Raw genomic sequence first — 20,178 nt, 5'->3', positions numbered from 1 at the left:
ATATGTTGCAATTACTTAAATGTTATTCTGAAAGACGTTGTATTTGGTTTTTTATTGCTTTGACGGGTTTTTGCTTTTTACTGATAGCACTTTATTTTCAATATATTCTGCTGATTTCCCCTTGTGTCTTATGTATTTATCAACGATGCGCTTTTTTGGGGCTGATCGGAGCATCGTTACTTGCTGCTATTTATCCTAAATCTTTGTTAAGGCATCTTGGTATATTGCTATGGATATACAGTGCCGCGAAAGGTCTTCAGTTCGCTTGGGAACAGGTTAAAATCCAATCAGATCCCAGTCCTTTTCATTCTTGTGTTTTACTGATGGATTTTCCTTCATGGCTTTCTTTAGATAAATGGTTGCCTTTTTTATTTGCGCCTTACAGTCATTGCGCTAGCCAACAATGGCAGTTGATGTCACTTGACATGGCACAATGCCTGATCGGTATTTTTGCTATTTATCTGTTCATTGGGGGCATTATTTTGATCAGTCAATTTGTGAAACCAAGAAGACATCATCTATCTTAGTAATGAATAAAAATTAATTACTTTAAAATCATTGGAAAAAATGGATTTCTATGCTTTATTTTATGCTGTGTTATTAGAGTTCGAGAATGTCAAATTCTGTATTACTCGCCAAAACCACATTTAATTTTTTCTTTGTTGTAATTGAGACTTCACAGGTACTGCTATCTGTTCTACATTAGTGCCTGAAAAAATGGCTGACGGTAGTAAAAGTGCGATTGCAACTGGCATATCCGTCGTGATTGATGTTTTACAAATGATAAAAAGAGATAGGGATCAATTTATGAATAAGGCTCAACTGATTGATGAAATAGCAGAAAATGCTGGTATAACAAAAATTAAAGCCAATACGGTTTTAAATATCATTTTAGATCGAATTACTGAATCTTTGAAAAAACACGAGTCAGTGCAACTCGTGGGTTTTGGTACCTTTAACGTCAAACATCGTGATGCGCGTAATGCGCGTAACCCTCAAACTGGTGCAACAATAGAACTTCCTGCATGCTATGTCCCTTCTTTGAACTTTGCAAAAGCCTTAAAAGACGAACTTAAAGGGTCAGAGGATGTGGGGGGAAAAACAAAATTAGCAGCACCAGTCAAAAAGAAGCAAAAAGTTGCCGCTAAATGACACCACTACCTGTTGTCTCACTATCTTAATATCGTCCTCGTCCTTCTTAAGGGCGAGGTTTTTTTACGTCTGCACTGAAAACACTGACCTGATTGGTTCATCGAACGACCTCCCACCAAGTCGGTCACCTCGTCATTGAGATGTGAAGTTTTTCCTGATTTCTCCCGCCACTCCTCAATTTTTAAGGACGCAAAAATGCATGATAATGAAGATGTTTATTCAAAGTATCTTGGCAAAAAATCAGACTATATAGATACTTATACACCTTCTTTATTAGAGCCTATCCCCAGAGTATTAGGCAGAGAAAAAATAGGGCTGATGGACGACACGCTTCCTTTTGATGGATTTGACTTATGGACTGCCTTTGAGCTGTCCTGGTTAAATCAAAAAGGAAAACCGATGGTTGGCATGGCTGAATTTAAGGTACCGGCCCAATCAAAAAAATTAATTGAATCAAAATCATTAAAACTGTATCTCAATAGTTTAAACCAATCCCATTTTGATTCCTCAAAATCACTTCAATCTGTTTTATCAAAAGACCTCTCTAACGCCGCTGTGGGAGCCGTTTCCGTCACTGTCTCTGAAGGAATGAAAAATGATGATTTACACATTCATCATCCTAAAGCGGTGAATATCGATGACATAGACATAGAGGTCCATGATTACCGTTTTAATGAGGGGTATTTAAAAGACGCAACCCATGAAACGGTCCCTTTTGTCAGTGAAACATTGATGTCACATCTTTTAAAATCCAATTGCCTGGTCACCCATCAACCCGATTGGGGCAGTGTTTTTATCAAATATGAAGGAAATAAAATAGACAGAGAAAAGTTACTCAGATATATCATTTCATTTCGACAGCATCATGAATTCCATGAACAGTGCGTAGAAAGAATATTCCTGGATATCAAAAAATATTGTCGTCCTGAAAAATTAACTGTTTTTGCGAGATATACTCAAGGAAAAAACCCTCAACCTTTGCCGGCCTTGTTTTTTTTCCCGCAAATTTTACAGCACCGTTTACATGCCATTAATAAGGCGTTCAAAAGCGCACGCGATTCTTTTGGATATCAAGGAGATTATTGTTTGGTTTATCCGATTAAGGTGAATCAGCACCGGCGTGTGATTGAATCTTTGTTGAAATCGGGCGAATCTTTAGGTTTAGAGGCGGGTTCTAAAGCAGAAATGGTCGCTGTACTGGCTTATGCCGGTGGTACGCGCTCCCTCATTGTCTGTAACGGCTATAAAGATAGAGAATATATTCGTTTGGCATTAATGGGCGAAAAGCTGGGCTATAAGGTGTATCTCGTTATCGAAAAAATGTCAGAAATTAAAATGGTATTAGAGGAAGCAAAGCGCTTAAACGTCGTCCCTCGTCTCGGTGTACGTGCTCGTTTGGCTTCAGAAGGTTCAGGAAAATGGCAGGCCAGTGGCGGAGAAAAGTCTAAATTTGGTTTATCGGCGACGCAGGTATTACAGCTGGTCGAAATATTAAAATCTGCGGATTGTTTATCTGGCTTGCAGCTTTTGCATTTTCATCTGGGCTCGCAATTATCCAATATTCACGACATTGCCACTGGTGTCAGAGAATCGGCTCGATTTTATGTCGAATTACACAAATTGGGCGTCAAAATCAGCTGCTTTGATGTGGGGGGCGGTCTAGGTGTGGATTATGAAGGCACGCGATCACAATCGGATTGTTCGGTCAATTATGGGCTCAAAGAATATGCCAACAATGTGATCTGGGGGATTGGAGAAATCTGTAATGAAAACCATTTGCCTCATCCCACCGTAATCAGTGAATCTAGTCGAGCACTCACAGCGCATCATACCGTATTGATATCAAACGTGATCGGCGTTGAACGTAATGAGTTTAGCCCTCCTCAAGCCCCTGAAAAACATTCGCCCCGTGCATTAGAAAGTCTATGGTACACCTGGCAAGAAATGCAAAAACCAGATCATAGACACTCATTAAGAGAATGTTTACATGACAGTCAAAGGGATTTACAGGATGTGCATACGCAATATACGCATGGCATATTAGATTTAAAGCAACGCGCTTGGGCAGAACAACTGTATCTGCAGATTTGCCATCACATTCAAAAAGAGCTCGATCCGAGTGATCGGGCACACAGGACCATGATTGATAATTTACAGGAGCGCATGGCGGATAAATTGTACGTTAATTTTTCATTATTTCAGTCATTGCCAGATGCTTGGGGCATTAATCAATTGTTTCCGATATTACCATTGGAAGGATTAAATCAACGCCCTGAGCGTCGAGCGGTTTTGCTGGATATTACCTGCGATTCTGATGGCATTATTGAGCATTATGTGGATGGCGATGGTGTAGCGAACACCTTGCCTATACCACCCTACGATGCTGAAAATCCCCCTATATTAGGATTTTTTATGGTAGGCGCCTATCAAGAAATCCTTGGAAATATGCATAATTTATTTGGCGACACAGCCGTAGTAGAAGTCAGCCTTGATGAACAAGAAAAAATTTCAGTGAAGATAGATAATCCAGGGAATACGGTTTCTGATATGTTGAAATACGTAAAATTAGATCCGAAGGCATTGCTCGCGTACTTTGCTCAAAAAATCAAAAAAACGGATTTAAATGCTCAGTTACAAATGGCATTTTTGGAAGAATTTGAAGCAAGCTTGTACGGGTATACCTATCTTGAACACGACTAAAAAACGATCAGCAAAAACAAATATTTACGCACTTTTTAATACTCTCTGGAGCAAAATATGATTTTTCATCAAACCCTCTCTAGAAAAGAATGCGCTAATGCCATTCGCGCGCTCAGTATAGATGCGGTACAAAAAGCAGGATCAGGGCATCCAGGTGCCCCGATGGGTATGGCAGATATCGCCCAGGTGTTATGGTGTGATTATTTAAAACACAATCCACGACACTCTGATTGGTGTGACAGAGATCGCTTTGTTTTATCGAACGGGCATGCTTCCATGTTGCTTTATAGCCTGCTGCATCTCACAGGCTACGATCTTTCGATAGAAGAAATAAAAAATTTCAGACAACTACATTCTAAAACACCAGGGCACCCAGAATATGGCTATACGCCTGGGGTAGAAACCACCACAGGCCCCTTAGGGCAAGGGATTGCCAATGCCGTGGGTTTGGCGATTGCAGAGCGAACCCTGGGTGCCCAGTTTAATCGTCATGGATACCCTATAGTGGATCATCATACCTATGCTTTTATGGGAGATGGATGCATGATGGAAGGGATTTCTCATGAGGTCTGTTCATTAGCGGGCACGTTACAATTAGGGAAATTGATTGTCTTTTACGATGACAACGATATTTCTATTGATGGTCATGTGAGCGGATGGTTTACGGATAATACGGCCGAGCGTTTCATGGCTTATGGTTGGCATGTCATTGACACAATAGATGGCCATCATCCTGAGTCGATTAAATCGGCTATTGAAAAAGCCCGTTCTGTTTCAGACAAACCCTCGTTATTGATTTGTAAAACCACCATTGGTTATGGTTCGCCAAACAAAGCCGGCAGTCATGATGTGCACGGCGCGCCTTTAGGTGCCGCTGAGGTTGAGGCCGTGCGAGCAGAGCTTGGGTGGCCATATCCTCCTTTTGAGATCCCCAGGGAGATATATCAGGCTTGGGATGCAAAAGAAAAAGGCCAAGCTCAACAAGCGCGTTGGGACCAATTGTTTTCAGATTATGCCAAAGCGTACCCCGAGCTGGCCTTAGAATTTAAGCGCCGCATCCAGGGTGCATTACCGGCTGATTTTGAGCCTCAATCCCATCAATTTATTCAAAATTTACAAGCGAATCCGGCGAACATTGCGAGCCGTAAAGCTTCCCAAAACACTTTAGAGGCTTTTGGCCAAATATTACCAGAATTGATGGGAGGATCTGCCGATTTAGCGCCCAGTAATTTAACCCTTTGGTCTGGTTCCAAATCCATCAAAACAGATCCCATGGGCAATTACATTCATTACGGTGTCAGAGAATTTGGCATGTCGGCCATCATGAACGGCATCGCCCTTCATAGTGGCTTTATTCCTTATGGCGCGACCTTTTTGATGTTTGTTGAATATGCACGAAACGCAGTGCGTATGGCGGCTTTGATGAAAATTCGCTGTATTTTCGTTTACACCCATGATTCTATTGGATTAGGAGAAGACGGCCCGACTCATCAACCGGTGGAGCAAATGGCCAGCTTACGTGTCACACCCAATTTAAGTGTATGGCGCCCTTGCGATCAGGTGGAATCCGCCGTCGCATGGCAATTGAGCGTCCAACGGACAGAAGGCCCCAGTGTGCTGATTTTTTCTCGCCAAAATTTACAACAACAATCAAGAACACAAAAACAATTAGACAGCATCAAAAAAGGGGGATACATCCTCAAAGATGCTGAAGGTCAGCCTGAATTAATTTTGATGGCGACAGGATCTGAAGTGAGTTTAGCCATCTCGGCAGCTGAACGATTAACTGAAATGGGTCATAAAGTGCGAGTGGTTTCTATACCTTCCACTGATCTGTTTGATCAACAGACTGCAAAGTATCGCGATGAGGTTTTACCTGGCAAAGTGTCTGCTCGATTAGCCATAGAAGCGGGTATTGCCGATTTTTGGTACAAATATGTAGGCCTGAAAGGCGACGTCATTGGCATGAGCAGTTTTGGCGAATCGGCACCCGCCGAGTGTTTGTTTAAAGCATTTGGTTTCACGATTGATCATGTGGTTGCCAAAGCAAAAGCGCTTTTACAATAACGGGTTATCTTCATTTTTATTTCGAACGAGATCTTGATTTAATACCTCAGGTGATTACCTGAAAATCAGTCATTAAACGAAAAATGTATTGTTAATATTTTAATATTACCTTTTAATAAAGGTTCATGAGATAGACAAAAACAAAATTGAGATCAATAAATTTTATTTATTGATCAAATCTAACTGACTTTTTAATAGGTAAAATAATATGATAACTGAACCAGCAACAAATGCCTCTATCGTGTTTTTTGATAATGATAACGAAATGCAGAAAATACAAGGATTTTTAAAACAAGCCCGCAATTGTGGTATTAAGAGTATTCCACATACTCAGTCTGTATCAGACATAAAAAAGCTTTTAAAAGAAAATAAATTTATTGTCATTCAAAAAAATCAAATAGTAAAAATATCAGACAATAAAAATCAATATGAATTTGGCTGTGAAGAAACGGCACCAAAAAAATACGAATTCAAAATAGAAAATAGTTCTAATGCTGTGAAAAAAAATATATCTTCAGTTATTAAAGGGCAAAAAAATATTAAAGAAGAAATTACAAATATCTGCAAAGATTCAGAAATTTTAAATATTTGCTCACGGGAGTTTTTAGATATAATACGGGATAAAAAATTAGTAAACTTGGAGCCAGAGAATCAAATAATTCCGTTAAAGAAAAAAATATTTAAAGAAAAACCAGACGCCAAAATAATAGATGCAGAAAAATTAGAATTAAAAAAAGAAGTTAAACACCTCAAATTGAATTATTCCAATTTAAGCAACTTCACTGGTGAGCAAGGTCAAATTATCCGATCTCTTATAAAACAAAAAGATGAAAAAGATGGAGAATTAAATAACTTAAAAAGTAAGATTATCGGTTACCATATATCAGAAGAGAATTTGCAACGTCATAATACTTTACTCATCAAGAGTGATAAATCAAAAAATAAGATGATTACATCTTTGAAAGAAAAAAACACAGCCTTAGAAATAAAAAATAAAGCCTTAGAAGAAGAAAAAAACGCTTTACAGAGTCGGCTTGCTCAATTAGAGAACTCTATTAAAAGCTCAGGTTACACAGCAACGTTTGATTCAGTCATTTTAACTCAATCTCATCAGGAGAATCAAAATGATGATCAAAATACTATCGATTTACATGAACGAATTAAATGCTTGCAAAGCGACCTTGATAGTACAAAATCAGAGCTTAATGATACAAAATCATCTCTTGATGAAGCATGCAACTTTGCAGAAAAGAAAATGAAGGAGAATATTATGTTGAAAGCTGAATATAATAAGTTGCTGTTAGAACATCATGCGGCACGTGAAGAATTAGAGCGGATCTAAAAAATAAAGCTGTATATAGAGCAAGCAAAAGCTGACGAAGTATCGTCAAAAGCCTCTGACGTATCTTGAGTAATAATAGAATAAGAGGAATGATATTTTTGAAAAAATGTCACATTCGTGCTGACCTCGAGGCCAGTGCGGTATCGTTAGCTATGCTGCATATTATCGGCCTTGCTCCCAGCATGAAAATCTTTGTTATGGTTATCGTTAAGCTCGCGATGAATACACAAAAATATGCATTTAACCTATTGGTTATTATTATAAAATAATCCCTAAATACCCTGATTAAATGTTTGACAGTATGGGTAAAAAAGACAATAATTCACGACTATGGGTCGTTAGCTCAGTCGGTAGAGCAGTTGACTCTTAATCAATTGGTCGCAGGTTCGATCCCTGCACGACCCATAAGATTGTTCTTTTAATGACGTATTTTCAACACATTTTCCATTCTATATATTTCATATTTCCCTTTTTTAATGCTTAATTAACGAATATTTTCTTGTATAAAAACAGTTGACCATTTTTATGTAAAAAAAAAGTTAAGCCACTTTTTTAATTTTTGGAGAATTTTGCTTGATTAGCGTTTTTCTTGTTGATGACCACGAACTCGTGCGGGCAGGGATACGACGCATTCTAGAAGATATTAGAGGTATCAAAGTTGCCGGTGAAGCAGAATGTGGTGAAAACGCAGTAAAGTGGTGTCGCAGCAATCCAATTGATGTTGTTTTAATGGATATGAGTATGCCTGGTATAGGTGGACTCGAAGCGATTAGGAAAATTTTGAGATTTTCTCCTGGCGTTAAAGTCATTATGCTGACGATACATACAGAAAATCCATTGCCAGCGAAAGTCATGAAAGCGGGTGCAAGTGGCTATTTAAGCAAAGGAGCCGCACCTAAAGAAGTCATTAGCGCCATCAGAGCGGTTCACTCAGGGCAACGTTATATTGCGTCTGATATCGCCCAAAAAATTGCTTTAAGCCACATTGAGCCGCCTCCCTCTACCCCATTTTGTTGTCTTTCTGATCGTGAATTACAAATTATGCTCATGATAACAAAAGGGCAAAAAGTGAATGAAATATCCCAACAACTGCACTTAAGCCCAAAAACAATCAATAGTTATCGCTATCGCCTCTTTAATAAACTCAATATCAGTGGCGATGTTGCTTTAACTCATTTGGCGATAAAGCACGGTTTATTTAATACTTCGACTCTTTCTAACAGTGAATGAATGTTTTATGCCGAAGAATTTTTAAAAACAGTCACACATCAGCCTGGTGTATATCGTATGTACGATACGACTGGGGCTGTTATTTATGTCGGTAAAGCGAAAGATCTGAAGAAACGTCTCACCAGCTATTTTCGAAAACAGGTCAGCAGCCATAAGACAGAAGCTTTAGTAAAACATATTTTTAAAATTGATGTTACAGTCACACACTCTGAAACAGAAGCACTATTACTAGAACACAATTATATCAAGCGTTATCAGCCAAGGTACAATGTGCTTTTGCGCGACGATAAGTCTTATCCTCTTATTTTTCTGAGTGCAGAAAATCATCCCCGTCTCACCATCCATCGTGGAGCGAGACATCAAAAAGGAGATTATTTTGGGCCCTTCCCAAATTCTTATGCAGTCAGAAAAACCTTAACCTTATTACAAAAACTTTTTCCCGTACGACAATGTGAAAACACGGTATACCGAAATCGCTCACGCCCCTGTTTACAGTATCAAATTAAGCGATGTTCTGGTCCTTGCGTTAAAGGATTAACCAGTGACGAAGAATATCAACAGCAGGTGAATTATGTCCGTTTGTTTCTCTCTGGAAAAGATCAACAAGTATTAAACAAATTGGTATCTCAGATGGAAGAGGCCAGTCGATCACTGGATTTTGAAAAAGCCGCTCGCATTCGTGATCAAATTCAATCCGTTCGGCAGGTCACCGAAAAGCAATTTGTTTCTGGGGATAATCAAGATCTCGATGTCATAGCAGTGGCTTTTGAGGCTGGCTTAGCTTGTGTCCATGTTTTATTTATTCGTTATGGCAAGGTATTAGGTAGTCGCAGCTATTTTCCTAAGGTACCTGGAGGCACAAAATTGGGTGAGGTGGTCGAAACTTTTGTTGGACAATTTTATTTAGCAGGTAGTGAAATGAGAACGCTCCCGAAGGAAATTTTACTCAATTTCTCTTTACCTGAAAAAACTGCGCTTTCTTCTTTATTAACAGAACGAGCAGGTCAAAAAATTCAAATACAAAATTGTCCTAGAGGAGATCGAGCCCGTTACTTAAAACTGGCCTCTACTAATGCTGTTAGTGCCTTAAGCACCCGTTTATCCCAAAAATCCACCTTTCACAGCAGACTCAAAGCGTTAGAAATTGTCTTGAATCTCACACCGATAAAACGTATGGAATGCTTTGATATTAGTCATCATATGGGAGAACAAACGGTTGCTTCTTGTGTTGTTTTTAACGAACAGGGCCCTGTGAAATCAGAATATAGACGTTATAACATAGTGGGTCTCCCCCCGGGAGACGATTATGCTGCCATGTCACAGGTGCTACAACGCCGTTATAGTAAATCATTAAAAGACGAACAAATCCCCGATATTATTTTTATTGATGGCGGTAAAGGGCAATTAGCAAAGGCGATAGATATGTTCTCTGCATTAAAGGTGTGCTGGAACAAAGACAAACCGAAGCTGGTTGCTGTTGCAAAAGGCAGTGAACGTAAGCCTGGATTGGAAACATTATTTTTTTGTGTTACAGGGAAGGGGATGTCTTTACCTTCTGATTCATTGGCACTACATTTAATTCAGCATATTCGTGACGAGTCACATACCCATGCGATCACAGGGCATCGGCGACGTCACGCTAAAATAAAAAATACCAGCATGTTAGAAATGATTGAGGGCGTTGGTCCTCGCCGCAGACAAATGTTATTAAAATATATGGGTGGACTAAAACCTTTACTGAATGCCAGTGTTGAAGAGATCGCTAAAATTCCAAATATCTCTCGAATATTGGCTCAAAAAATTTATAATGCACTGAAACAGTGAGCTGATATTGCAAACTATTTTTGATACTTAGGCCTGTTGTAAAACAGTGGCAAGGATTGTTAGCAAGACTCTCCGAGCAAAGCCACCGAATCTATATAGAATGAATCTATATAGATAGAATAAAGACGGCAAACCCACTGGTTTATAAAAAACGAGGAACTCAGAAGTCATAGTCTGTAACAGGTTTTGCAAGTCAGCCTCATCACCGCTCCCTGACAAAGATTGCCACATTATGCAAATAAATATACCCACTTGGCTCACCATATTACGTCTTGCCTTCATTCCTTTTTTCATTGTGGCGTTTTATTTGCCTTTTTCATGGGCTCCTCTTACCTGTGCAATGATATTCGTATTAGCAGCAGCGACAGATTGGTTTGATGGATTTTTAGCTTCTCGATGGAAGCAAACCACTCGATTTGGGGCTTTTCTTGATCCTGTGGCAGATAAAATCATCGTCGCGATTGCATTAATACTGATCAGCGAACGTTATCATGTGTGGTGGGTAACATTACCTGCTGCCACGATGATATCCCGTGAAATTATCGTTTCTGCATTACGTGAATGGATGGCTGAATTGGGGAAGCATAATAGCATTGTGGTGTCGAAACTGGCCAAACTAAAGACAACAGTACAAATGATTTCATTGATAGGATTACTTTGGTCTCCGGGATACAATGTTGAAATGATCAGCATGATTTTATTGTACGTAGCGACCGTGCTGAGTTTTTCGTCGATGTTTCGATATTTTAATGCCGTTTGGAAAAATTTTTTGAATGGGTGATCAATAATCACTTAAAAAAGCTCAATATGCTGTCTTAATTAAATAATTTTTATTGACTCATCACGTTAGGTAAGTAGAATGCATCGCAGTTTAAAGAGCAAGAAAATATGACCTTATTGCGGGAATAGCTCAGTTGGTAGAGCACGACCTTGCCAAGGTCGGGGTCGCGAGTTCGAGTCTCGTTTCCCGCTCCAAATTAAATAAATGAATGTCATTTTTATGAAATGACTCCGGCGCGTTAACAAAGCGGTTATGTAGCGGACTGCAAATCCGTATAGTCCGGTTCGACTCCGGAACGCGCCTCCAGATTTACAAGCCCGGGTGGTGGAATCGGTAGACACGAGGGACTTAAAATCCCTTGGCTTATGGCTGTGCGGGTTCAAGTCCCGCCTCGGGTACCACTATTTATTCATATTATTATTAATATCCGCTTATTGAGACACCGTCTTGGCGCTCGTGATGCAATTGTCATTTTTTCATCAAAGTGAATACCGGATTTCAACACATCAATCATATACTCATCTAACCTGAAAGTACTGGTTTTATGGCACTGTTAATGAAAGTCAATCAAAGCGCTTAAGGCAAGCCATGGCGAAGAAAGAAAGAAAGAAAGAAAGAAAGAAAGAAAGAAAGAAAATAAGGTAACATCAAGCGTATCAAAGCGTAAAGAAGCCTTTTATGTTTTTTTATTTTTCAAAAAAAACGTTCAATAGCAGAGCGGCGAATCATAGGCTCTTTTCCATTTTGACGAATCAGGTTTCTCACTTCACTCAATTCATAGCCCTTGTCTGATATCACTTCCTTCACCTTTATCCAGTTTTCTACTGCCCATGGCTTAACCAGCACATCCGTCTTTTGGTCCTCACATAAGCAAGCACTTCTAAGTATCTTACCTGAAAGGCTCCAAAACCGTAGCCGTAGTTTTAAAAAAATCGCCTATTAGAATGGAATATCGTCATCAAAATCTTCTCCTGAAGGTACTGAATGAACTGGTGATGAAAAAGCAGTCGATCGTTCTTTAGTTACTGTTTTAGTGCTATTTAATAAATGGCCACTTTGCATTTGCGACTGTTGTGATTCCCACTCCGAAGCGGTATTGCCAATAGAGATATTGGAAGCAGGGACGATCGCATTTTGGCGATTTCCAAGCATTTGCATGCTGCCGGTGACACCTACGATCACTTCTGTCGTATAACGATCTTGGCCATTTTGATCGGTCCATTTACGAGTTTGTAAAGCGCCTTCAATATAAACTTGCGACCCTTTGCGCAAATATTTTTCAGCTACTTCTGCTAATTTTCCGAATATCACGACCCTGTGCCATTCTGTTTTTTCCTTTTGCTCTTCTGTCTGCTTATCACGCCAACTTTCAGAAGTTGCGATAGTAATGTTAGTAACAGGGTTACCACTTGGCATACGGCGAACCTCTGGATCTTGGCCTAGATACCCCACTAAAATCACCTTATTGATACCTCTACTCGCCATAAAATTCTCCCCATGAAATATGGGCTCTAGTATAAAATAATAACTTTAATATTGCTAAAGTTTAAAATATGTTTTTGTCAAATTTGCGAAGCACATTGCAAATGCGTGAAATCATCTGAGTACATACCTATACCTAATTAACCATTAAGCTGAAGATTGAGGATTAAGTATCTGAAAATAGTCGTTAATACGACTTGTTAAATTTGCAGCAATCGCAGGTAAAGTATTTCCAAAAAATCCGGGGCAGGCCAATAAAATACCAATTGATTTGTAGTGGTGGTTATCATGTTTTCTGTTTTTGCCATTGATCTAATGCTTGGTTACGGCGACGTGTTAACTCCTTTTGTATGGCCTCTTTCCGAAAACCGCCTTCAAGAATTTTTTTGACTGAAACCGCCCGCGCGATATTAAACGCTTCTCTTACATACTGCGCTTGATAGTCATGCTTGCCTTCGACTCCTCCTTCGGTACTTTCATCCGCTTTACTGATGAGGATCAGTTGTTCTAAACGATAGGGTTTTCGCCAAAGATCGAGCTCATCAAAAAAGTTTAATAAAAGGGGAAAAGAGAGTCTGTTTATGATCCTAACCAGACCGCGATATTTGAGTGTGTGTTTGAGCAGTTCCCTGAACAGATTCGGTAATTTTAAGCGTTCACAGAGTTGCTCTATTTTATTCAGATCACATAAAGGAACCCGTTTTAAAACAGCGCAATCGTGCGTACCTAAAACATCATACTCAGTGAGTTTTTTCCCTAAAATATGACAAAGTGCGGCAAAGCGGACTTCCTTTTGATCGGTGAGCTTAGCGGCAATCGAAAGAGTCGATAATCCATGTGAAAGAGGGCAGCGTAGAGGGGAACAAAGTGTGTCTATTTCAGGGAAAAGCACCAATATGGCTGAACAATGCTTCAATACTTGAAAATAAATGTGAGGACTGGGACTGAGCAAAGCTTTTTCTGTTTCTTTCCAAACTCTTTCTGGTGATAGCGTCAGCAACTCGCCGCTTTGAGATATCTTTGTCATCAAATCCAAAGTCACTGAATCAATGCTAAAACCCAAATGAGCAAACTGAGCGGCAAACCGAGCCACTCTCAACACCCGAAGAGGATCTTCAATAAAAGCCTCTGAAACATGTCGCAATATAAGCTGATTCAGGTCTTTTTCGCCTTGATAGGGATCTATCAAATCGCCTTTATCATTACAGGCAATTGCATTGATAGTCAGATCACGGCGCAGTAAATCTTCTTCCAGAGTTACGTCGGGTGAGGCATAACAGGCAAAACCGGTATGGCCCTCTGCCATTTTGCGCTCTGTTCGAGCCAACGCATATTCTTCTTTTGTCTCGGGGTGAAGAAAAACAGGAAAATTTTTTCCCACTTTTTTATATCCCAAAAGAAGCATTTCTTCAGGCGTAGCACCGACAACGACCCAATCTCGCTCTGTGACGGGTAATTTTAGCAACCTGTTGCGAACCGCACCTCCAACCAGATAAACATTCATTTATGATGTTGATGACAGGGAGTCAACCGCATTAAGATCTGCAAATGCTTGCTTTAGACGCTCTATCATACTGAGCTGAGCTGAGCGCAGCCATACTCTGGGATCATAATACTTTTTATTTGGCCGATCAGCCCCTTCAGGGTTGCCGAGCTGATGCTGCAAATAAAGTTCATTTTTTTTATAATACTGTAACACCCCCTCCCAGGTCGCCCATTGCGTGTCTGTGTCGATATTCATTTTGATTACGCCGTAACCAAGCGCTTCTTTAATTTCTTTAGCGCTCGAACCTGATCCCCCATGAAATACAAAATTTAAGCTGTTAGGAGGCAAACTAAATTTTTTGGAAACATACTGTTGAGAATCGCGCAATATTGTCGGCGTCAGTTGAACATTACCGGGTTTATAGACTCCGTGGACATTACCAAATGCGGCGGCAATTGTGAAACGAGGGCTGATCTGATGCAATTTTTCATAAGCATAAGCCACGTCTTCTGGCTGAGTGTAGAGCGATGAATTATCAAGATGGCTATTATCAACGCCGTCTTCTTCACCACCAGTACAACCCAATTCAATCTCTAGAGTCATTCCTAATTTCTCCATACGCTTGAGATATTGGCTGCAAGTATCGATATTGTCTTTTAAAGATTCTTCCGACAGATCGATCATATGGGATGAAAATAAAGGTATGCCTGTTTTGTCAAAATGTTTTTCTCCAGCATCTAATAAGCCATCCAACCATGGAAGCAATTTTTTTGCACAATGATCTGTGTGCAAAATAACTGGAATACCGTAATGTTCTGCCATTTGGTGGACATGATAAGCGCCAGAAATTGCACCCAGTATCGCTGGCCCTTGAGTTTCTGAGGAAGTAATGCCTTTACCTGCAATAAACGCGGCTCCGCCATGAGAAAATTGAATAATGACAGGGGCTTTGGCTTTGGATGCCGCTTCTAATACGGCGTTGATGGAATCTGTCCCCACACAGTTCACTGCAGGCAGCGCAAATTGATGTTTTTTTGCGATAGAAAAGATTTTTTGTACGTCATCTCCCGTCACAACGCCGGGTTTTATCACATGAAATAGTGTTGACATTTTATGTCCTAAAATTGAGTGAATAAAAATAGGCAAACCCAAAAGAAAAATAGAGTTTAGTGTTATGATTCTTTTTTATTGTAAGCATTCATGTCTACCTGATAACGCTTTTCTAACATCGCTACTGCGGGCAATGCTTTGCCTTCAACAAATTCTAAAAAAGCCCCGCCTCCTGTAGAGATATAAGAAATGCGATCAGCAATAGAAAAGAGATCGATTGCCGCGAGTGTATCCCCACCTCCAGCGATAGAAAAAGCCTCGCTGTCAGCAATCGCTCGTGCCAATGTTTCAGTACCTTTGCGAAAATTAGGAAATTCAAACACGCCCACTGGACCATTCCATAAAATGGTTTTTGCGTTTTTTAAAATCCTCACTAAATGTGTCGCAGAAACATCACCAATATCCAAAATTTTTTCATCGGAATTGACTTGATCAACGGGCTTTAGAGTGGCCTGAGCGGTTTCAGAAAATTCAGTGGCCACACGGACATCGGTAGGGATAGGAATATCACAGGTTTCCAGGAGTTTTTTGGCTTCAGGAATCAAATCTGCCTCGTGAAGCGATTGACCGATATTATGGCCAAGTGCGGCCAAAAAAGTATTGGAAATACCCCCTCCAACAATCAATTGATCGGCCACTTTAGATAAGGCTTCCAAAGCGGTCAGTTTGGTTGACACCTTAGAGCCGCCTACAACGGCGACCATAGGTCGTGCCGGATGACTTAACGCTTGATTTAATGCCTGTAGTTCGTTCGATAATAAGGGGCCCGCGCATGAAATAGGGGCGTATTGACCGACACCTTCGGTCGAGGCCTGTGCACGATGCGCGGTACCAAAGGCATCCATCACATAGACATCACACAGAGCAGCATACTGTTGAGAGAGCTGAACATCGTTTTTTAATTCCCCCTTGTTAAATCGCACATTTTCGAGAACCACTAATTCACCAGGCACTACATCGATACCATGAAGATAGTCTTTAACAAAACGGATGGGAAAGGGGCATTCAGAATAGAGGTGGTTTTTGAGGTAATTGACGACAGGCAATAAAGAAAAAGCGGCGTCGTATTGCCCTTCAGTTGGGCGACCTAAATGCGAGGCCACCATGACTTTTGCTCCTTGTTTAAGTGCCGCTGTAATCGTGGGCAATGATGCACGGATCCGCGCATCAGAAATCACTTCTCCGTTTTTAAGCGGAACATTGAGGTCAGAGCGAATTAGAAGGCGCTGACCCGCCAAATCTACATCAGACATTTTAATAAAAGGCATGAAAATTTTCTCTTGTATCAATAGACTTCTTGAAAAACCTTAGCAAGGGTTGTGAATTTGATAAAATGAAGACTGGGTACTTTATCATTCATATCTCACTCAAACATGATGATATTTTATTTTAAAAAATTATAAATAAATGAGTAAAATATTAATTTTAATATAATTAATTTATTTCGCTTAAATCGCAAAGATATCAGGTTTTTACTGGAGTAAAAAATTGAACCAAAAGGTGCATACTTACTATCTCATAATACACAGAAAAAATATCTGCGTTGTCTCTATTTATATGACACTTCAAAAAACGGTAGTCAATATGAAAATTTTTATTATGCGTCACGGGGACGCAGAGTTTAATGCAAAAACAGATGCACAAAGGTTTCTAAGCCTATTTGGTAGAGAGCAAGCTCGCCGAATGGCTTATTGGTTAAATAAAAAATCCATTAATTTTGACCAGGTTTTAGTGAGCCCGTATTTACGAGCCCAACAAACATTGGAAGTGTTACGTGAAATTTTAGTTTTACCTAAAAATCAAAAAATGATGTCCGAGCTGACGCCTGGAGGAGATCCTGAATGGATCTCTCATTACCTTAAAACATTAGCAAAAAAAGGATATTCATCGGTATTGCTTATATCCCATCTGCCTCTGGTCGATTATTTGGTATCAGAATTTTGCCCCAAACAATCCCCCCCTGTATTTCATACGGCAGCCATGACGCATCTTGATTTAGATATTGATAAAAATGAAACCTCTTTAAATTGGCACATCACCCCTGCTCAAGCGAAATGAGTTTTCTCATTATCAAACGAGTTATCTTCTTCGCCAGTTCGTGCCATTTTCAGTATCTTCAACCACAACGCCCATTTCAAATAATCGAGTTCGGGCATTGTCTGCTTCCTCCCAGTTTTTATGAGCACGAGCCAGGTTGCGTTTCTCGATTAAATCGGCAATTTCGGCGCTTTGATGCCGGTCATCTTTTTCAGGATTGAGAAGAGACAACAGGCTGCCGCTCTTGAGCAAACCCAAGACTTTACCCATCTTCCTTAATTGAGCCGCCAAGCCATCCGCTGCCTTTGGGTGTTCTTTTTTTAATTTATTGATTTCACGTGCAGTGTCAAATAATACGGCATAGGCTTCAGGTGTATTGAAATCATCATTCATGGCTGAAACAAAGCGTTTCTCGAAGGACTCCCCCCCTTCTGGAAAGGCTTTCTGATTCGTGTCCCGCAAGGCGGTATATAAACGTATCAGCGCAATACGAGCTTGCTTAAGGTTTTCTTCAGTGTAATTGAGCGGGCTACGATAATGTGCAGACAACAAAAAATAACGAAGGGTTTCTGGATCATAACGCTGCAACAGATCCCGAATGGTGCAAAAATTATTAAGGGATTTTGACATTTTTTCTTTATTGATCATGATCATGCCAGAATGCATCCAATAATTCACATAGGGGGCTTTATGAGCACAGATAGATTGCGCCATTTCATTTTCGTGATGGGGAAACATTAAATCTGCGCCGCCACCATGAATATCAAAATGTGGCCCTAACGCTTTGGCATTCATTGCAGAACATTCTATATGCCAACCTGGACGTCCTTCTCCCCAGGGCGAGGGCCAATGAGGCTCATTGGGTTTAGACATTTTCCACAAAACAAAATCCATTGGATGATGTTTGCTTTCCATGACCTCTACTCGAGCGCCTGCCTGTAATTGTTCTAAATTTTGACGGGACAATAAGCCATAATCAGGATTTTTTTCGACTGAAAAGAGGACATCTCCATTAGCAGCCACATAAGCATATTTTTGATCCAGTAACTGTTGGGTCAATGTAATCATTTCTGTAATATGCTCCGTCGCCCGCGGCTCTAAATCAGGTCTTAATAGGTTTAGTTCATCAAAATCCCGATACATTTCTTTTAACATCTGTGCTGTTAATGCTTCACAACTTTGATGATTCTGAGACGCTCTTTGAATAATTTTATCATCGATATCCGTGATATTACGAACATAAGTCAGAGAGTATCCCAAATAACGTAAATAACGAGCCACAACATCAAAAACGACAAAAGTGCGGGCGTGCCCAATATGACAGAGATCATATATGGTGACACCGCACACATACATACCCACTGTATTTGGGTGAATAGGTGTAAATAGTTCTTTTTTTCGATTGAATGTATTAAAAATTTTTAACATACAAAGATCCCGTTTTTTTTATTTTTGATGGGTGTTTTTAATTTTTACATCATTTTTTTGAATAATATATTCATAATATCATGCTTTTTTATTCTCTTGAGGGCTTAAAATGAGCACGCTTTTTATTGGTGATATTCATCTCAGCGTTGAGTATCCAGAAATCACAAAAAATTTTTTCAGATTTTTGCAAACAGAAGCCACTCAAGCTGAAAGCCTCTATATTTTAGGTGATCTATTTGACAAATGGATAGGCGATGATGATCCCCATCCTTTTTACCGGGAAGTCGCGGCTGAATTGTTTGCTTTGAAAAAAAAAGGGATCCCCTGTTATTTTATTCACGGCAATCGCGATTTTTTGATAGGCCAGGCTTTTGCTGACGAAAGCGGTATGATCTTACTTCCAGAATGCAAGGTTATTCAACTTTATGACTACAATATATGCATATTGCACGGTGACACACTTTGTACGAAAGATACTGAGTACCAGATTTTTCGTAAAATAACCCGCCATCGTTTTATTCAGAGGCTTTTTCTATGCTTTCCACTTTCTTTTCGTTTTTACATTGCGAAAAAATTGCGGCTCCAAAGTGGAGAGCAAAATAAAAAAAAAGGGGAAGAAATCATGGATGTTGATCCTCAATCGGTGCTCGATCTGATGGCCTGTCATGATGTCGATTGGATTATCCACGGCCATACTCACAGACCTGCTATTCACAACATTGAGATGATCGTAACGCCTTTATTATCATCAAAAAAAATCGCGCGGCGTGCCGTGTTGAGTGCTTGGCACAATGAAGGATCCATGATAAAGGTCACCTTTGATGCGATTGAGCTCATTTTTTTTCCATTTCGGGTGTCTGATTTCGAAAAAATCTGAGCGTTAACTTTATTATTAGATATGGAGATTTTTATTCTATGACAAAAATTTATGTGTTACTGATAAGTTTTCTAATGACATTCTGCGTCTGTGCAGCACAATTTCAAGCAGGGAATCAATATATCGTTTTGGATACCCCTGCTAAAAACAATGTGCCTGATGTATTAGAATTTTTTTCAATTAATTGCCCCCATTGTTACGTTTTTGACCAGCAGTATCATATTTCTGATACGTTAGAAAAAAATTTACCTAAAGGTGTGAAGTTGGCTCGATATCATGTTTCGTTTTTAGGTCCGCTTGGGAAGGAGTTAACTCGAGCTTGGGCCGTTGCGGTGAAATTAAATGCCGAAAAAAAGGTGCTCCCCTTATTTTTTAAAGCAGCACAGGAAACAAAAACACTGTCAACTCAAGAGGATATTCGTCAAATTTTTATACAGGCTGGCGTCACTCAGGAAGAATATGATGGTGCATGGAACAGTATCCCCGTCAGCGCTTTAGTGGATAAACAAGAACGGACAGTATCTGATTTAAAATTACAAGGGGTGCCTGCCGTCTTTGTGAAAGGAAAATATATGATTAAAAATGAGAATATTGATACCAGCTCGAAGGAAGCTTATGCCAAAGAATATGCTGAACTCGTTGGTTTTTTATTAAAAAAGTAG

The 20,178-nt window shown here is 39.8% G+C and carries 17 protein-coding genes, 4 tRNA genes and 2 pseudogenes; 17 read left to right on the top strand and 6 right to left on the bottom strand.

All coding sequences use genetic code 11. The features are described from left to right. Window positions 1-2: 2 nt before the first annotated feature. From dsbB to AACL23_RS09855, 14 genes and pseudogenes are all read left to right on the top strand, one after another. Complete coding sequence (gene dsbB, locus AACL23_RS09920) at window positions 3-527, top strand: disulfide bond formation protein DsbB (RefSeq protein ID WP_100096447.1); 525 nt, start codon at window positions 3-5, stop codon at window positions 525-527. Between the two features lie 190 nt (window positions 528-717). After that, window positions 718-1,152 (top strand): HU family DNA-binding protein, encoded by a 435-nt coding sequence (locus tag AACL23_RS10350; RefSeq protein WP_407079228.1) that lies wholly within the window; start codon window positions 718-720, stop codon window positions 1,150-1,152. Between the two features lie 195 nt (window positions 1,153-1,347). Next, a pseudogene (gene queF, locus AACL23_RS09910) lies at window positions 1,348-2,112 on the top strand (NADPH-dependent 7-cyano-7-deazaguanine reductase QueF); the annotation flags it as partial. Between the two features lie 12 nt (window positions 2,113-2,124). Continuing rightward, window positions 2,125-3,852 (top strand): annotated as a pseudogene (speA, locus tag AACL23_RS09905) (biosynthetic arginine decarboxylase); the annotation flags it as partial. Between the two features lie 57 nt (window positions 3,853-3,909). Then, a complete protein-coding gene (tkt, locus tag AACL23_RS09900; protein WP_339051444.1) occupies window positions 3,910-5,919 on the top strand; it encodes a transketolase in 2,010 nt (669 codons plus the stop codon). Between the two features lie 208 nt (window positions 5,920-6,127). After that, window positions 6,128-7,261, top strand: coding sequence for a hypothetical protein (locus tag AACL23_RS09895; protein ID WP_339051442.1), 1,134 nt, complete (start codon window positions 6,128-6,130; stop codon window positions 7,259-7,261). Between the two features lie 98 nt (window positions 7,262-7,359). Continuing rightward, window positions 7,360-7,530, top strand: a complete 171-nt coding sequence (locus tag AACL23_RS09890; RefSeq protein WP_157791422.1) for a hypothetical protein — start codon at window positions 7,360-7,362, stop codon at window positions 7,528-7,530. A 63-nt stretch (window positions 7,531-7,593) separates the two neighbouring features. Then, window positions 7,594-7,666 (top strand) — tRNA-Lys (locus AACL23_RS09885). A 168-nt stretch (window positions 7,667-7,834) separates the two neighbouring features. After that, window positions 7,835-8,491 (top strand): UvrY/SirA/GacA family response regulator transcription factor, encoded by a 657-nt coding sequence (gene uvrY, locus AACL23_RS09880; RefSeq protein WP_015873918.1) that lies wholly within the window; start codon window positions 7,835-7,837, stop codon window positions 8,489-8,491. Beyond that, window positions 8,492-10,315 (top strand): excinuclease ABC subunit UvrC, encoded by a 1,824-nt coding sequence (gene uvrC, locus AACL23_RS09875; RefSeq protein WP_100096443.1) that lies wholly within the window; start codon window positions 8,492-8,494, stop codon window positions 10,313-10,315. A gap of 232 nt (window positions 10,316-10,547) precedes the next feature. Further along, window positions 10,548-11,096 (top strand): CDP-diacylglycerol--glycerol-3-phosphate 3-phosphatidyltransferase, encoded by a 549-nt coding sequence (gene pgsA, locus AACL23_RS09870; protein ID WP_015873920.1) that lies wholly within the window; start codon window positions 10,548-10,550, stop codon window positions 11,094-11,096. A 118-nt stretch (window positions 11,097-11,214) separates the two neighbouring features. Continuing rightward, window positions 11,215-11,290, top strand: a tRNA-Gly gene (locus tag AACL23_RS09865). Window positions 11,291-11,328: 38 nt separating this feature from the next. Then, window positions 11,329-11,402, top strand: a tRNA-Cys gene (locus tag AACL23_RS09860). A gap of 9 nt (window positions 11,403-11,411) precedes the next feature. After that, a tRNA-Leu gene (locus AACL23_RS09855) sits at window positions 11,412-11,497 on the top strand. A 292-nt stretch (window positions 11,498-11,789) separates the two neighbouring features. On the opposite strand, the gene AACL23_RS09850 is transcribed toward AACL23_RS09855, so the two are convergent. From AACL23_RS09850 to AACL23_RS09830, 5 genes are all read right to left on the bottom strand, one after another. Beyond that, window positions 11,790-11,942 carry a hypothetical protein gene (locus tag AACL23_RS09850; RefSeq protein WP_015873922.1) on the bottom strand — a complete coding sequence of 51 codons (153 nt, stop codon included), beginning with the start codon at window positions 11,940-11,942 and terminating at the stop codon, window positions 11,790-11,792. 93 nt (window positions 11,943-12,035) lie between these two features. Then, a complete protein-coding gene (ssb, locus tag AACL23_RS09845; protein WP_171967101.1) occupies window positions 12,036-12,581 on the bottom strand; it encodes a single-stranded DNA-binding protein in 546 nt (181 codons plus the stop codon). Between the two features lie 283 nt (window positions 12,582-12,864). After that, complete coding sequence (locus AACL23_RS09840) at window positions 12,865-14,082, bottom strand: multifunctional CCA addition/repair protein (RefSeq protein WP_100096442.1); 1,218 nt, start codon at window positions 14,080-14,082, stop codon at window positions 12,865-12,867. Then, window positions 14,083-15,174 (bottom strand): class II fructose-bisphosphate aldolase, encoded by a 1,092-nt coding sequence (gene fbaA, locus AACL23_RS09835; RefSeq protein ID WP_100096441.1) that lies wholly within the window; start codon window positions 15,172-15,174, stop codon window positions 14,083-14,085. Between the two features lie 62 nt (window positions 15,175-15,236). Further along, window positions 15,237-16,442: a phosphoglycerate kinase gene (locus AACL23_RS09830; RefSeq protein WP_044612354.1), complete on the bottom strand. Its 1,206-nt coding sequence runs from the start codon at window positions 16,440-16,442 to the stop codon at window positions 15,237-15,239. Window positions 16,443-16,758: 316 nt separating this feature from the next. On the opposite strand from AACL23_RS09830, the gene sixA reads away from it, so the two are divergent. Then, the gene (gene sixA, locus AACL23_RS09825; RefSeq protein ID WP_100097109.1) at window positions 16,759-17,232 is read left to right on the top strand and encodes a phosphohistidine phosphatase SixA; all 474 of its coding nucleotides are present in this window, start codon (window positions 16,759-16,761) and stop codon (window positions 17,230-17,232) included. Window positions 17,233-17,253: 21 nt separating this feature from the next. Here the strand turns inward: sixA and cysS are convergent, their stop codons facing one another. After that, on the bottom strand, window positions 17,254-18,639 hold the full coding sequence (cysS, locus tag AACL23_RS09820) for a cysteine--tRNA ligase (protein WP_100096440.1): 1,386 nt from the start codon (window positions 18,637-18,639) through the stop codon (window positions 17,254-17,256). A 109-nt stretch (window positions 18,640-18,748) separates the two neighbouring features. On the opposite strand from cysS, the gene AACL23_RS09815 reads away from it, so the two are divergent. Together AACL23_RS09815 and dsbA are read left to right on the top strand one after the other, a co-directional pair. Continuing rightward, the gene (locus AACL23_RS09815) at window positions 18,749-19,516 is read left to right on the top strand and encodes a UDP-2,3-diacylglucosamine diphosphatase (protein WP_339051432.1); all 768 of its coding nucleotides are present in this window, start codon (window positions 18,749-18,751) and stop codon (window positions 19,514-19,516) included. A 38-nt stretch (window positions 19,517-19,554) separates the two neighbouring features. Continuing rightward, window positions 19,555-20,178, top strand: coding sequence for a thiol:disulfide interchange protein DsbA (gene dsbA / locus AACL23_RS09810; protein ID WP_100096438.1), 624 nt, complete (start codon window positions 19,555-19,557; stop codon window positions 20,176-20,178).

This window comes from Candidatus Williamhamiltonella endosymbiont of Tuberolachnus salignus, assembly GCF_964019775.1.
In the GTDB taxonomy this organism is placed as follows: Bacteria; Pseudomonadota; Gammaproteobacteria; order Enterobacterales; family Enterobacteriaceae; genus Hamiltonella; species Hamiltonella defendens.
This window is presented reverse-complemented; position numbering and strand designations above follow the sequence as displayed.